Annotated in this window: 14 protein-coding genes and 1 pseudogene; 7 read left to right on the top strand and 8 right to left on the bottom strand. The window is 72.8% G+C overall.

The genetic code is table 11. The features are described 5' to 3' along the window. Positions 1-27 precede the first annotated feature (27 nt). From AFE02nite_RS12305 to AFE02nite_RS12295, 3 genes are read left to right on the top strand one after another with little or no spacing between them, the layout of a single operon-like run. On the top strand, positions 28-2,004 hold the full coding sequence (locus AFE02nite_RS12305) for an NADH-dependent [FeFe] hydrogenase, group A6 (RefSeq protein WP_146819748.1): 1,977 nt from the start codon (positions 28-30) through the stop codon (positions 2,002-2,004). Further along, entirely contained in the window at positions 2,001-2,519 is a 519-nt protein-coding gene (locus AFE02nite_RS12300) for an NADH-quinone oxidoreductase subunit NuoE family protein (protein ID WP_052113580.1), read from the top strand. The genes AFE02nite_RS12305 and AFE02nite_RS12300 overlap by 4 nt, the downstream gene beginning before the upstream one ends. Continuing rightward, positions 2,516-3,508, top strand: coding sequence for an EamA family transporter (locus AFE02nite_RS12295; RefSeq protein WP_034245094.1), 993 nt, complete (start codon positions 2,516-2,518; stop codon positions 3,506-3,508). Before AFE02nite_RS12300 ends, AFE02nite_RS12295 begins: the two co-directional genes overlap by 4 nt. Before the next feature lie 42 nt (positions 3,509-3,550). Here the strand turns inward: AFE02nite_RS12295 and AFE02nite_RS12290 are convergent, their stop codons facing one another. The 4 genes and pseudogenes from AFE02nite_RS12290 to AFE02nite_RS12280 all read right to left on the bottom strand — a co-directional run bounded on the left by AFE02nite_RS12290 (position 3,551) and on the right by AFE02nite_RS12280 (position 5,964). Then, positions 3,551-4,153, bottom strand: a complete 603-nt coding sequence (locus AFE02nite_RS12290; protein WP_261765607.1) for a MerR family transcriptional regulator — start codon at positions 4,151-4,153, stop codon at positions 3,551-3,553. A 91-nt stretch (positions 4,154-4,244) separates the two neighbouring features. Continuing rightward, a pseudogene (locus AFE02nite_RS17770) lies at positions 4,245-4,328 on the bottom strand (MerR family DNA-binding transcriptional regulator); the annotation flags it as partial. A 65-nt stretch (positions 4,329-4,393) separates the two neighbouring features. After that, positions 4,394-5,161 carry an ABC transporter permease gene (locus tag AFE02nite_RS12285; RefSeq protein ID WP_034245092.1) on the bottom strand — a complete coding sequence of 256 codons (768 nt, stop codon included), beginning with the start codon at positions 5,159-5,161 and terminating at the stop codon, positions 4,394-4,396. Continuing rightward, a complete protein-coding gene (locus AFE02nite_RS12280) occupies positions 5,158-5,964 on the bottom strand; it encodes an ABC transporter ATP-binding protein (RefSeq protein WP_034245113.1) in 807 nt (268 codons plus the stop codon). The genes AFE02nite_RS12285 and AFE02nite_RS12280 overlap by 4 nt, the downstream gene beginning before the upstream one ends. 143 nt (positions 5,965-6,107) lie before the next feature. Here AFE02nite_RS12280 and AFE02nite_RS12275 point away from each other — a divergent pair, with 143 nt between their 5' ends. After that, complete coding sequence (locus AFE02nite_RS12275) at positions 6,108-7,793, top strand: bifunctional 3'-5' exonuclease/DNA polymerase (RefSeq protein ID WP_034245089.1); 1,686 nt, start codon at positions 6,108-6,110, stop codon at positions 7,791-7,793. Between the two features lie 43 nt (positions 7,794-7,836). On the opposite strand, the gene AFE02nite_RS12270 is transcribed toward AFE02nite_RS12275, so the two are convergent. Beyond that, the gene (locus tag AFE02nite_RS12270; RefSeq protein ID WP_052113579.1) at positions 7,837-8,661 is read right to left on the bottom strand and encodes a hypothetical protein; all 825 of its coding nucleotides are present in this window, start codon (positions 8,659-8,661) and stop codon (positions 7,837-7,839) included. A gap of 132 nt (positions 8,662-8,793) precedes the next feature. Here AFE02nite_RS12270 and AFE02nite_RS12265 point away from each other — a divergent pair, with 132 nt between their 5' ends. Then, positions 8,794-9,654: a hypothetical protein gene (locus AFE02nite_RS12265; protein ID WP_146819747.1), complete on the top strand. Its 861-nt coding sequence runs from the start codon at positions 8,794-8,796 to the stop codon at positions 9,652-9,654. Between the two features lie 12 nt (positions 9,655-9,666). Here AFE02nite_RS12265 and AFE02nite_RS12260 read toward each other — a convergent pair whose 3' ends face one another. Continuing rightward, positions 9,667-10,197, bottom strand: coding sequence for a hypothetical protein (locus tag AFE02nite_RS12260; RefSeq protein ID WP_146819746.1), 531 nt, complete (start codon positions 10,195-10,197; stop codon positions 9,667-9,669). 24 nt (positions 10,198-10,221) lie between these two features. Further along, positions 10,222-11,043, bottom strand: coding sequence for a class I SAM-dependent methyltransferase (locus AFE02nite_RS12255; protein WP_034245084.1), 822 nt, complete (start codon positions 11,041-11,043; stop codon positions 10,222-10,224). A 205-nt stretch (positions 11,044-11,248) separates the two neighbouring features. On the opposite strand from AFE02nite_RS12255, the gene AFE02nite_RS12250 reads away from it, so the two are divergent. Both AFE02nite_RS12250 and AFE02nite_RS12245 read left to right on the top strand, forming a co-directional pair. After that, on the top strand, positions 11,249-11,707 hold the full coding sequence (locus AFE02nite_RS12250; RefSeq protein WP_146819745.1) for a hypothetical protein: 459 nt from the start codon (positions 11,249-11,251) through the stop codon (positions 11,705-11,707). 44 nt (positions 11,708-11,751) lie between these two features. Beyond that, entirely contained in the window at positions 11,752-12,396 is a 645-nt protein-coding gene (locus AFE02nite_RS12245; RefSeq protein WP_052113577.1) for a DUF4126 domain-containing protein, read from the top strand. A 97-nt stretch (positions 12,397-12,493) separates the two neighbouring features. On the opposite strand, the gene AFE02nite_RS12240 is transcribed toward AFE02nite_RS12245, so the two are convergent. Further along, entirely contained in the window at positions 12,494-13,540 is a 1,047-nt protein-coding gene (locus AFE02nite_RS12240) for an ROK family protein (RefSeq protein ID WP_146819744.1), read from the bottom strand. Positions 13,541-13,628 lie beyond the last annotated feature (88 nt).

The following is a 13,628-nucleotide window of genomic DNA, read 5'->3' as shown; positions in this document are numbered from 1 at the left end:
CCCGGTGAGCGCGGAAGGAACGAACCGATGACCACGACCCTGCGCCTCGGCACCCCCGGCATGCCGGGCGGCCCCGCGGTCACCAGCACCTCCGTCACCGTCACCGTCGACGGCCACGAGGTCGAGGTGCCCGTCGGCTCGACCATCCTCGAGGCGGCGGAGAAGGCGGGCCGCCGCATCCCGACGCTCTGCCACCACCCCGACCTGCCCGACGTCGGCGTCTGCCGCATCTGCGTGGTGGAGGTGACCGGGCAGCGGGCCCTGCAGGCGAGCTGCGCCTACCCGATCACGACGCCGATCGAGATCCAGACGTACAGCCGGCGCGTGCGCCAGGCCCGGCAGACGATCGTCGACCTGATGCTGGCCGAGCACTGCGGCAGCTGCCAGACCTGCGGCCGCAACGGCAACTGCGAGCTGCAGGACCTCGCCGCGGAGTACGGCAGCGACCACTTCCGGTTCGGCCAGCGCACCGAGCCCACCCGGCTGTTCGACACGTTCGGGCCGTCGATCCGGCGGGACATGAACAAGTGCGTGCACTGCCTGCGCTGCATCCGCACGTGCGCGGAGCTGCAGGGCGTGGGCGCGCTCGGCGTCATCGGCCGCGGCGACTCCACGACGATGTCGCCCTACCTGACCCTGCCGATCAGCGACGTCGTCTGCATCAACTGCGGCCAGTGCATCAACCGCTGCCCGACGGGCGCGCTCCAGGAGGTCGACAACACCGACGACGTCTGGCGCGCCATCGAGGACCCCACCAAGCACGTCGTCATCCAGACGGCGCCCGCCCCGCGCGCGGCGATGGGTGAGGAGTTCGGCCTGCCGCCGGGGACGCCGGTGACGTGGCAGCTCAACTCGGCGCTGCGCGAGCTGGGCTTCGACAAGGTCTTCGACACGAACTTCAGCGCGGACCTGACGATCATCGAGGAGGGCACGGAGCTGCTGGTGCGGCTCTACGAGAACCTCGTCCTCGGCGACCACGGCCGGCCCGTGCCGCAGTTCACGTCGTGCTCGCCGGGCTGGATCAAGTACCTCGAGCACAAGTACCCGGAGTTCGCGCCGAACCTGTCGAGCTGCAAGAGCCCGCAGCAGATGTTCGGCGCGCTCATCAAGACCTGGTACGCCCAGAAGAACGGCCTGGACCCGGCCGACGTCGTCTCGGTCTCCCTCATGCCGTGCACGGCGAAGAAGTTCGAGGCGCACCGGCCGGAGATGACGGACTCGGGCTTCCCCGACGTCGACGTCTCGCTCACCACGCGCGAGCTCGGCCGGATGATCCGCGAACTCGGCATCCGGCTGCCGGACCTGCCCGAGAGCGACTTCGACGACCCGTTCGGGACGGCGTCGGGCTCCGGCGTCATCTTCGGCGCGACGGGCGGCGTCATGGAGGCCGCGCTGCGCACCGTCGTCGAGCTGGTCACCGGCGGCAAGGTCGAGGACCTGTTCGACCACGCCGACATCACGCCGGTGCGCGGGTTCGAGGAGACCCGGTACGCGGAGATCACGCTGCCGGACACCTTGGGCCCGGTGCCCCCGCTGCTGGCCCACCTGGTGCCCGACTGGGACTGGCTGCGCGGGGTGACGCTCAAGCTCGCCGTCGTGCACGGGACCGCGAACGCGCAGAAGGTGATGGAGGACATCAAGGCGGGCGGGCGCTTCAGCGAGTGCCACTTCATCGAGTTCATGGCCTGCCCGGGCGGCTGCCTGGGCGGCGGCGGCCAGCCCATCCCGACGTCGAAGGAGATCCGGTCCGCCCGCGCGAAGGCCATCTACGGGGAGGACGCGCGGTACGGCGAGACCGGGCGCGTGCGCAAGAGCCACGAGAACCCGGCCGTGCTGCGGGTCTACGAGGAGTTCCTCACCGACGGCCCGTGCGGCCACACCAGCCACCACCTGCTGCACACCACCTACACGCCGCGCGGGGCGTTCATCGCGACGCCGTCGATGACCGTGCCCGCCACGACGAACGCCACGACGAACGCGCCGACGAACGGGGGTGCCCGATGATCACCCTTCCCGCCGAGGTGGAGGCCGCGAACGCCGGTCTCATCGAGGCCATCGACGACCTGGTGGCCGAGTACGGGGACGACCGGAGCGCGCTGATCCCGATCCTGCAGGCGCTGCGGCAGCAGCGGCGGCAGATCAGCGACGTCGCGATGCAGGTGGTCGCGGACCGGCTGGGCATCCCGCCGGTGGACGTGCAGGGGGTGGTGACCTTCTACCACTTCCTCGACACGACGCCGACGGGCACGCACGTGATCCACCTGTGCCGCACCATCTCGTGCGCGATGGCCGGCATGGGTGCGATCGCCGCGCGCCTGGAGCACGAGCTCGGCATCTCCTTCGGGGAGACGACGCCGGACGGCCTGTTCACCCTGTCGTGGGCCAACTGCATCGGGATGTGCGACGCGCCACCCGCGCTGCTGCTCAACCGGCAGGCCCTCGCCCGCGTGACACCCGACCAGGTCAGCGAGCTCGTCCTGGGTCTGCGGGCCGAGGTTTCCGGCATGATCGGGGCATGATCGGCGGGATCGTCTCAGCGCTGTTCTTCGGCGTCACCTCTGTCGCCGCGCGCCGAGCCATCCGACTGGTCGGCTTCGTCAAGGCGAACGCCTGGCGGCTCGCGCTCGCGACGGCGGTGCTGGGTGTGGCGTCGCTCGCGCTGGGGCAGGGGTTCGGCGAGGAGACGGGCCTGCTGCTCCTGGCCGGCGTCGTCGGCTTCGGCGTCGGCGGCGTGGCGCTCTACCGCGCCCTCCCGCTGCTGGGCGCGCCCCTCGCGTCGCTGGTCGTGGAGACGACGGCGGCCTTGGTCGCCGGCGCGACGGCGTGGCTGTGGTTCTCCGACCAGATCTCCCTGGAGTCGGCGGTCGCGGCCGTCGTCGTGCTGGGCGGGGTCGTGCTCGGGTTGGCGCCGTTCATCCGGCAGGGCGGGCGGCCGCCGCGGCTGACGCTCGGCATGGGGATGGCGCTGCTGGCCGCGGCCGCGCAGGGGCTCGGCCTGGTCATCACGCGCAAGGCGCTGCTGGACATGCAGGAGCGCGCGCTGGAGACCGGGCAGGGGGCGCGGCCGGCGCTCGAGCAGGTGGTGTCGGCGTCGTTCGACCGCCTGGTCGGCGGCCTGGCGGTCGCGCTCGCCGCCTGGGTGGTCGTGTGGGTGCTGTCGCGGTGGATGGCGGGCGCCCGGTCGGTGCTGAGCCCGGCCGGTGGCTTCGCGCCGGGCCGTGACCGCGAGCGGGACGACTTCGGGTCGCTTGGTTCGCGGCTGCCCGACACGGCGCTGTTCTGGGTGAGCTCGAACGCGCTGGTCGGCCCGGTGCTGGGCGTGACGGCGCTGGTCTGGGCCCTGCGGACGCTGCAGCCGGGGCTCGCGCAGACGTTCACGGCCGTCGCGGCGCTGATCTCGATCCCGGTCGCGCACTGGCTGGAGGGCCACGAGCAGCCGGCGTCGTACTGGGTGGGCGCGTCCGTGTCGGCCGCGGGGTTCGTGGGCCTGGTCCTGTCGTTCTCCTGAGGCTCGCCGGGGTTCGCAGGCGGGGGTTCGCGGTGCCGGGGGTCAGTGGCGCTTGTCGTCCACGCGCTCGAGCCGGATCCAGCCGTCCCAGCCGCGCTCGCGCATGAGCTCCGCGAGTCGGGCCGACCGCGGGTCCTTCTCGAGGGCGAAGGAGTCGAGCAGGTCGTACGAGGCGTCGTCCTGCACGTGATCCAGGTCGGACCGGCCGGACGCCTCCGCCTCCTCGAACATCGCGGCCATCAGGTCGGCGATCTCGCGCATGATCGCCTCGTCCGCGTCGTCGCTGTCGAACACCTGAGACAGCAGCCGGTAGAGACGGACGACGCGCGGGTCCTCGAGCTCCGCGATCTTGGCGGGCATCCACTCGCGGACCTTGTCCGGCCAGCGAGCGGCGACGAGGATCCACGCGTCGCGCTCGCTGGTCACCATGCGTTCGGAGACGCCGAGCGCGCGGAGCCGGTCGAGGTAGGCGGTCACCTCGGGCGGCAGGGCGAGGCTCTCGCCGGCGGCGAGCTGGGCGATCTGCCGCCGGCTGGTCTGCAGGCGCTGGACCTCGGCGCGCAGGCGGGCGTCGATCCGGTGGACGGCGGCGGCGAAGGTCTCCTCGTCGGCGTCGAGCATCTGGGCGATCTGTGAGAGGGGCACGCCGGCGTCGGCGAGGGTGCGGATGCGGATTGAGCTGCACGACGGCCGTCGCGCCGTAGCGTCGGTAGCCGGAGGCGTCGCGCTCGGGCTCGGGCAGCAGCCCCACCTGGTGGTAGTGCCGGACCGTGCGCACGGTGACGCCGGCGTACGTGGCGAGCTCGCCGATCGTGAGCATGGGGTGATCCTCTCTCGGTCTGGCCCGGACTGACACGGCGCGGGCCGGGTCAGTCCGGGCCGGGCTCAGGCGACCTTGCGCCGGTAAGCGGCGACGGCGAGCCCGTACGCCACGGCGAGGATGCCGACGCACCAGGCGAGCGCGATCCACGCGTCGTTGCCGACCGGCTGCTGGGTGAGCAGGCTGCGGATCGCGTCGACGATCGAGGTCACCGGCTGGTTCTCCGCGAACCACCGCACCGGGCCGGGCATGGACGCCGTCGGGACGAACGCCGAGCTGATGAACGGCAGGAAGATCAGCGGGTAGGAGAACGCGCTGGCGCCGTCGACGCTCGTCGCGGACAGGCCGGCGACGACGGCCAGCCAGGTCAGGGCGAGCGTGAACAGCACGAGGATCCCGACGACGGCGAGCCACGCCCCGACGCCCGCGCCGGACCGGAACCCCATGGCCAGGGCGACGAGCACGACGATGACGAGGGAGATCAGGTTCGCGACCAGCGACGTCAGGACGTGCGCCCACAGGACCGCGGAGCGCGCGATCGGCATGGACTGGAACCGCTCGACGATGCCCTTGTCCATGTCCATGAACAGCCGGTAGGCCGTGTACGCGATGCCCGACGCGATGGTGATGAGCAGGATGCCGGGCAGCAGGTAGGTGACGTAGGGCTCGGCGGTGGCGCCCGTGTCGATCGCGCCGCCGAAGACGTAGACGAAGAGCAGCATCATCGCGATCGGCGTGACGGCCGTCGTGATGATCGTGTCCGGGCTGCGGGCGATGTGGCGCAGCGAGCGGCCGGTGAGGGCCGCGGTGTCGGCGTAGGTGTGGGCGGTCATCGGGTCTCCTTGGCGGGGGTCGGGGTCGGGGCGCCGGTCGGGGCGCCGACGAGCGTGAGGAAGACGTCCTCGAGCGTCGGCTGCTTCTCGACGTACTCGACGGTGGCGGCCGGCAGGAGCTGCTTGAGCTCGGCGAGGGTGCCGTCCACGAGGATCCGGCCCTCGTGCAGGATGGCGATCCGGTCGGCGAGCTGCTCGGCCTCGTCGAGGTGCTGGGTGGTGAGCAGGACGGTGGTGCCGCGGGCGGCGAGCTCGCGGACCGCGGCCCACACCTCCAGGCGCGCCTGCGGGTCCAGCCCGGTGGTGGGCTCGTCGAGGAACACGATCGGCGGGTTGCCGACCAGGCTCATCGCGATGTCGAGCCGCCGCCGCATGCCACCCGAGTAGGTGCCCGCCCGGCGGTTGCCGGCGTCGGTGAGGGAGAAGCGGGCGAGCATGTCGTCGGCGATGGCGCCGGGGTTCGGCAGGTGGCGGAGCCGGGCGACCAGCGTGAGGTTCTCGCGTCCGGTGAGGATCTCGTCGACGGCGGCGAACTGGCCTGTCAACGAGATCGAGGCGCGGACGTCGTGAGCCTGGGTCGTCACGTCGTGGCCGTTGACGACGGCGGTGCCGCCGTCGGGCCGCAGGAGCGTGGCGAGGATGCGGATGGTCGTGGTCTTGCCGGCGCCGTTGGAGCCGAGCAGGGCGTAGATGCTGCCCGGTGGGACGTCGAGGTCGACGCCGCGGAGGACCTCGACGTCCTTGAAGGACTTGGTGAGGCCGCGCACCTGGATGGCGTGCTGGGTGGGTGTCGGAGTGGTCATGTCGGCGAGCATGCGGGCCTGACGCTGCGTCAGGGTCAAGTCGATCTGCGAAACCGGTCGTCGGGTCTCGGGTGCGGGGACCCGGCGTCGGCGGGCGCGGGTGTCGCGGGGCCCGATGTCGGGGGCGGGCGCGAGGATGGACCGTGTCCCTGGCCCTGCTGTACGACGACGCCGCTCGACGCGGGTGGCTCGTCCTCCAGGACGCCACGGACGACGGCGCGCCCCTCGCGCGCGAGTCCGTTCCCGCCGAGCGTGCGGCTGAGGCCGTCCTGGCGAAGGAGCGTGCGGCGCGGCCGCGCTGGGTGTGGGACGACACCGCGCGTCGGTACCCGGCGCTCCTGGCGGCTGGTGTGAGGGTGGAACGTGCCCATGACCTGCGGCTTTGCCACGCGATCCTGCGGGGGAGTGCGTTCTGCGCGGGGTCTGCGCTAGCCGCTGCGCCGCGTGGCCCGTGGGACGCGCCGCGCGCCGCGGAGGCCTCGCCTGGTGCTCGGACGGCCACGCTGTTCGACGACGAGGACGCCGGACCGGCCGTTGAGGAGCCTCTGGACGTGGTGGGGGAGCTGCGGCTGCAGCTCGATGCGGTGGCCGGGTCTCAGGCGCCGCGACGGCTCCGGCTGCTGCTCGCGGCGGAGTCCACGGGCGCGCTGATCGCCGCGGAGATGACCCACGACGGGCTCCCGTGGAGCGCGGAGGCGCACGACCGGATCCTCACGGAGATCCTGGGCGAGCGGCCCGCGGGAGGGGGCCGTCCGGAGCGCCTGGAGAGATTGTCTCGAGAAGTGCGCGAGGCCCTCGGTCAGCCGACTCTGAATCTCGACAGTAGCGCCGAGCTGCTGAACGGCCTCCGACGTGCAGGGATAGAGGTCTCCAGCACCCGTTCTTGGGAGTTGCGCGACCACGGCGGTCCGATAGTCGAGCAATTGCTCGAATACAAGCGCCTCTCGCGCTTGTACACCGCGAACGGGTGGGCCTGGCTCGAGACGTGGGTCTCGGGTGGTCGCTTTCGCCCAGATTACGTCCCAGGTGGCGTGGTTTCTGGGAGGTGGGCCACAAGTGGTGGCGGCGCGTTGCAGATCCCCGCGGCGGTGCGGGGTGCGGCGGTCGCGGACCCGGGCTGGAAGCTCGTGGTGGCCGACGCGGCGCAGCTCGAACCGCGCGTCCTGGCGGCGATGTCAGGCGACCAGGCGATGGCCCGCGCCGGCCGCCACGCGGACCTCTACCAGGGCTTCGTCGACGCGGGCGTGGTCGCGGACCGCAAACAGGCCAAGGTCGCGATGCTGGGCGCGATGTACGGCGCCACGACGGGCGACTCTGCGGCGCTCATGCCCAGGCTGGAGCGGGCGTTCCCGCGGGCCATCGCGATGGTCGAGGCCGCGGCACGCGCGGGGGAGCGCGGCGAGGTGGTGACGACGTGGCTCGGCCGCTCGTCACCACTCCCCTCGCAGCGGTGGCAGGACCTGGTCGCGGCCGCGTCGGTCGAGGGTGCGGGCCCGGAGGACGCGCGCGCGGCGCGGTCGGCGCGACGCGACTGGGGCCGCTTCACCAGGAACTTCATCGTCCAGGGAACCGCGGCGGAGTGGGCCCTGTGCTGGATGGCCGCCCTACGCCGCCGCCTCCTGACGATCCCGGGCCGCCCCCACCTGGTCTTCTTCCTCCACGACGAGCTTCTGGTGCACTCTCCAGGCGGGGTCGCCGAGGACGCCGCTCAGGCACTGCGTGACTCGGCTGTGGAGGCCGGCCGCTTGCTGTTTGGTCCGACCCGGGTCGAATTCGCGTTGTCGGTCCACATTGGCGAGACCTATGCCGACGCAAAGCGCCACATGTGAACTTGAACCCCAGCGACCCAGTGCGGTAGGAGGTGGGCCAGCGTCAGAACGGCGGCTCGTCGACAAAGGGGTTTGTGCCGGGTGACGGAGGCGTCGCCCACGGATCACTGCTCACAGGCTCGGCGGGCGGGCTCCACTTCTCCCGCATTTCTGTGGCCCATTGGTCTTGGTTCGCGCTCGTCCGCTCGTTCCAAAGCGCGTCCAGCTCCCACTCCTCCAATGCGTCGAGGTTGCGCTCGACCGTTTCTCGGAGCACCTTGAGGTCTTCGCGTACATTCTGAGGAATGCTCGGTCGAGGCATTACTCTGTGCCGCAACTCGTCGAGCGTCGCTCTCATCTGAGCGAGTTCCGCGGCGACGGGGTTCTCCGGCGCCAGTTCGTCAATGGAACGGTTCGCAGCGAGGTCGCGGAGTGGCGAGGGTGGAGTGTAGCCCTCGGCAAGCACGATCTTGAGGCTCTCGCGTAGCGATTGCTTCGCCTGCTCTCCTTGCACGTACGTCAAGCCGGCCTCCCCCCACATCCCGAGTTCAATGACGCGTTCGTCCTTAGTGTCGAAGGGTAGGTCGGTCACCGCCTCTGCAACGCTTATGAGAGGCTTCGCAAATGCATGCACGATGCCCAGTTCGTAGAAGACGTTTGGGTTCCGACCGGTGAGGTCGGCGATGATCAGGCGACTGTTAATGAGTTCGGAGAGCATCTTGGCCGTGATTCCGCCCGGGGAAGGGTCGAGGTCGGCCCGGTACGGCGTGATGCCGAACTCGGTGAGCGCGGGCGTAACGATGTAGTTGTAGATGTCGTCAGCACGACGACGTTCGATGCTGTCCTTCTCGCCCACTTGCATCACGACGAACGCTTTGTCCTGCGTCATTTTCTCCCCCAGCCTGGTATGGCGGCACGGCGATACCCTAGCGACCGCAGCGCGTCGCCGATGAAGAGATGCGACACGAAATCGCCGTCGCTGCGCGCCGGGCCATCGACGGGTGGTTGGCAGGATGAGCATGTGCACTCCACAGGAAGAGTCCCCCAGCGTTCCCCCTACGCCCGCGCAGCCGCCCCGGCCCTCGCTGCACTCGGCGTCCTCGTCTGGCTCATCGGGCTGATGGGGATCATCGACCTCACGGTTCCCCTGGTCCCGCTCGAGGACTTCTACAACGCGTACCTCATCGAGACGAGCTGGGGGCTCCTCTACACGGTCCTGCTCGGCGTCCCGACAGTCGTCCTCGCGTTCCGCCCGCAGCACGACGCCGCCGCGCAGCAGATCCTCGTCACCGCGGTCGCCCTGGCGCTCGGTGCGGCCGCGGCGCCGGAGCTCGGACACCTCGTCCCGGCCGCCCTCGCCGTCGGGCTCGTCGCCGCTGTGCGCGCGCTCCACGGCTCGCCCGCCCTCCCGCCCAGCCCGCAGCGGAAGCTCACGCGCCGAGACGCGCCGGTCGCCGTCGTCGTGCTCGCCGGGCTCCTACCGGCGATTGCCATCGCCAGCCAGGCCGTGAACGCCTTCCGCGACCCCACCGTGTCCTCCGACGTCACGCAGAACCTCGACCACTGGCCCGCGCACGCCGCGTTCGCCCTGGCCACGCTCCTGGTCGCAGCGCTGGCCATGCTCCGGACGCGCGGCGCGTGGCTCCCGGCGTCGAGCGCCGCGCTCTCGGCGGGCTGGTTCGGGGCGACGTCCATCGCGTTCCCCGACCACAACGGCAGCCTCGGCACGACGGGCGGCTGGCTCGCCATCGCCTGGGGCGTCGCGCTGATGGTGACGGTGCTCGCGCGTCGGACGGCGACGGCGCCGGTCCCCACACCGCTCGCCGGTGGCGCTGCGCCGCAGTCCGAGCCGCAACCCGAGCCCGGCCCGGCGCAGGACTGACGGCTCGCCGCGCTACGGCGCGGTCGCCACCGGCCCGCCACCGGCGAGGCACCGCCCGATGTCCCAGACGTGGTGGTGCGCGTCGTGGGCGTTGTTGCGGGCGACGTCGGCCGCTGCCTGCGCGCCTCGCGTCGCGTGGGTCAGCACCAGCCCCCGCGCGAGCGCCAGCTCCATCACCGCCACCCAGTCCTCGGCCGCCCGCCGCAGCGACCACAGCGCGGCCGCCAGGCGTACCTGCTCGTACCGCCTCGCCCGCGCGAGCTCGTCGGGGTCGTAGCCGCCGACGACGCCGTCGTCGCCCGCCAGGCGACCGGCCACCCGCTCGGCCCACAGCCGCAGGTTGTCCCCGACGTGGCAGACGTACTCGCCGGAGGACCAGGCCAGACCCGCGCCCCGCTCCTGGCCGGTCCGCCCTGCCATGAGGGCCTCGATCACGCCCGGCAGCCCGCGCACGTACGCGAGGGCGTCGGCAGGCTCTGTCTCCCATGACCAGCCGCAGGCGCGGCACGGCTGTCCGTACAGGTCGGCGCCCCAGGCTTCCACGGACCGCCATCGTAGGCTCGCGGCTCAGCCGACCGGCCGCCGTCCGACCGCCAGCAGGTGCGGGCTCAGCCCGAGCACGCTCGGCTCGCTCTCCACGGCGCGCGCGGACCACAGGAGCGTCTCCCGGCCGGCGTCGTCGTCCATCCGCGGCCCGAGGTGGCGCATCCAGCCCGCGATGCCCTCCACGCCGAGCACCTCGACGCCCTCCAGCCCGGCGGCCGCCGCCTCCGCCGCGAGCTCGTCCGGCCGCTGGAAGTACGCCGTCGTGAACCAGCGCGGGTCGCGCTCCGGGTTCTCGTGCCGGCCCGTGGCCAGGTCCGCCTCCACGATCGACCGGAACTCCGGGTCGAACAGCGACCCCCAGGCGAGCCCGTCGAACACCGAGGCGAACCGCGAGATCGCCATCCCGATCACCGCTCCGCCCGGCCGCACCGCGCGCACCGTCTCCCGCCAGGCCGCCGCGCGGTCCGGCGCCTCCTGCAGGTGGTACAGCGGCCCCAGCAGCAGCACGACGTCGTAGCTCGCGTCCGCGACCGGCAGCGCCCGCGCGTCGGCCACCTCCGCGGAGAAGCCCGCCGCCCCGCCCAGGCGCTCGCGGGCGCGCGCGACGTGCGAGGGGAGCAGGTCGACCAGGTGCACCTCGTGCCCGTCGGCGAGCAGCCACTCGGCGTGCACGCCGGTCGCGCCGCCGACGTCGAGCACCCGCGCGGGCGCGGCCGGCAGCGACCGCCGCACGATCTCGCGCACCCGTTCGAGCTCCAGCCGCCCGATGCCGGAGCGCAGCCGCGCGTCCTCGTCGATCTGCGCCTCGTAGTGGTGGCCGATCTGGCCGCGAAGGTCCGTCATCTCGGCAGGCTAGGCGCGGCGCCGCGGCCGGTCACGGGCTTGTGCGGGTCCCGCCGGAGAGTTCGCGTCGCCGTGCGTGACGAACTCTCCGAAGGCGGGCTCGAGGGTGCGCGTCGCGTGCCGATTCCGCCCTCTGGCGGTGCGAGGGCCGCCACACTGGGCCCAGCGCGGTGATGCTCCGCGCCGGGTGCAGGGGGAGGCGCGGATGGGCGGACGACGTCGTCGGACGGGCAGCGCGGTGGTGCTCGCCGCCGCGGGTGCGCTCGTAGGGATGCTCGCGGCATGCGGCGGCGACTCAGGGCCGCTCACGGTGAGCGGAGCGCCGGAGGAGCTCTGCGTCGTGGCGCGGCCGGACGGCTCCGCGACCCTCGTGCTCGAGGGCCTCGACAACGCGCTCGACCGGCCCGTCCAGGTGATCCGGGTGGATCTCGAGGCGGGCATGAACCTCGAGGTCGAGCCCGCCCCGGACGGCTGGCTCGTGGATCCGTCGCAGCGCACGCTCGAGGTGCCGGTGCGCACCGCGGGGCCGAGCACCGAGGGCACCGCGCGCGGCGCGACCCTCGTCTACACGGACGGCACCGAGCCGACGACGACCACCAGCCACGTCGGCACCGACATCCGCGTGCTCCCCTCCGGCGGCGACTGCGCGACGTCGGGCAGCTGACGCGCGCCCACCGCTAGCCTGACCGCAGCCGAAGGGAGGCGCCGATGCTCGCCGCACTCACCGGCGCGGGACTGTCCGCGGCCGCCGGGCTCAACGCGTTCATCCCGTTCGTGCTGGTCGGGATGCTCGACCGGTTCACGAACCTGCTCGACCTGCCGCCGAGCCTCGACTGGATCTCGTCCTGGTGGGCCATCGGCGTCGGCATGGCGCTGCTCGTCGCGGACGTCGTCTTCGACAAGGTGCCCGGCGTCGACCACGTCTCCGACGTGCTGCAGACCGCCGTGCGCCCGCTCATGGGCGGGGTGATGTTCGCGGCGGCGTCGGGCGCGCAGCAGATCGAGCAGTCCGACTGGTGGCGCGACAACCCCTGGGTGGGCGCCGCCATCGGCGTCGCGCTCGCGGGGACCGTGCACGCGGGCAAGGCCCTGAGCCGCCCGATCGTCAATGCGGGCACCTTCGGCCTGGGGACGCCGTTCGTCTCCGCCGCCGAGGACGTCACGTCCGCGACCGTGACCATCCTCGCGATCCTGGTCCCGGTGCTGGTGGTGCTGGTCCTCATCGCCATCGGCTTCGCGCTGTGGCGCATCCTGCGCTTCCGCCGCCGTCGCGCCGCCCGGCGCGCGGGCCTGCCGCCCGGCAGCGGGGAAGGCCTCGCACCGCCAGGCGACGCACAGCCTTCTCACCCCTGACGCCGCGGCGCCCGGCGCGCCGTCTCCCGGCACGGTGAAGGTTTCCTACCGGATATCGGTAGGAACCCTTCGGCGGACGCGGCGTCGTCGCTCGCGCTCAGAGGCGCGCCGTGGCGCGGGCGTGGGCGAGGCCCAGCGCGCCCACGGTCGCGGCGCGCGGGCCGAGCCGGCTGACGCGCACGTCGACGGGGCGGTGGGCCCCCGCGCCGAGCTGGCGACGCACGGCGTCGACGATCTCGGTACGTGACCCGAGCCCGCCGCCGAGCACGATGATCCGGGGGTCGAGCAGGCAGCGGATCGAGACGACGAGGTGGGCGACGGCGGCGGCGACGGCGGTCACCGCCTCCTCCGCGGCTGGGTCGTCCTGCGCGCGGGCGAGGACGTCGCGCGTCGCGGCCAGCGCACCGCTCCGACCGGCCCCGGCGTCCGCACCGCCCGCACCGCCCCCGCCAGCCCCGGCGCCTCCGTCAGCCGCACCCGCCCGGGCGGCGTACTCGCGCTGGAGGCCCGGGCCCGAGGCCACGTCCTCGAGCGTCCGCGCACCGGGCACGGCGCTGCCGGTCACCAGCGGCAGGTCGAAGACCTCGCCGGCGCCGCCTGTCGCCCCCCGCAGGAGCCGCCCGCCCTGCACGATCCCGACGCCGATGCCCGTGCCGAGGGCGATGAACGCGAGGTCGGCCTCCCCGCCCCACAGGTGCTCGCCCCACGCCGCCAGGGCGACGTCGTTCTCGATCACCACAGGAGCGCCCAGCCTCGCCGACAGCGCCGCGGGGACGTCGAGCGCATCCCAGCCTGGCAGGTTCGGAGCGTGCGCGAGCGTGCCGTCGGGCTGGGGGATGCCGGCCGCGCCGAGCACGACGGCCGATGGGCGTCGCCCCCGGCCGAGGCCCGTGGCGAGCGCGGCGATCTGGTCTACCGCGGCGAGCCCCCCGGATGGCTCGGTCGACGCGGCCGCCTCGGACAGCGCCGCGCCGTCGCGCGCCCAGGCTGCGCCGTGCACCTTCGTCCCCCCGACGTCGACGCCGACCAGGGGACCGGCGCCGTCAGTGCTGGCGCGGCGGAGGTCGATCCAGGACGCTGGGGCGTCGGGAGGGGGCGGAGTTGCGGTCCAGCCCGCGTAGAGAACGGCGTCGGCGAGTGTCATGGCTCCCACTTTTGCTTAGAGTGAGCGATAGTCTAGAGCGCGCAGCCGACAGAATGTCCAACCGACGGGCCCGACCCGTCCCGGCATC

It is taken from the genome of Actinotalea fermentans (genome assembly GCF_007991475.1).
In the GTDB taxonomy this organism is placed as follows: domain Bacteria; phylum Actinomycetota; class Actinomycetes; order Actinomycetales; family Cellulomonadaceae; genus Actinotalea; species Actinotalea fermentans.
This window is presented reverse-complemented; position numbering and strand designations above follow the sequence as displayed.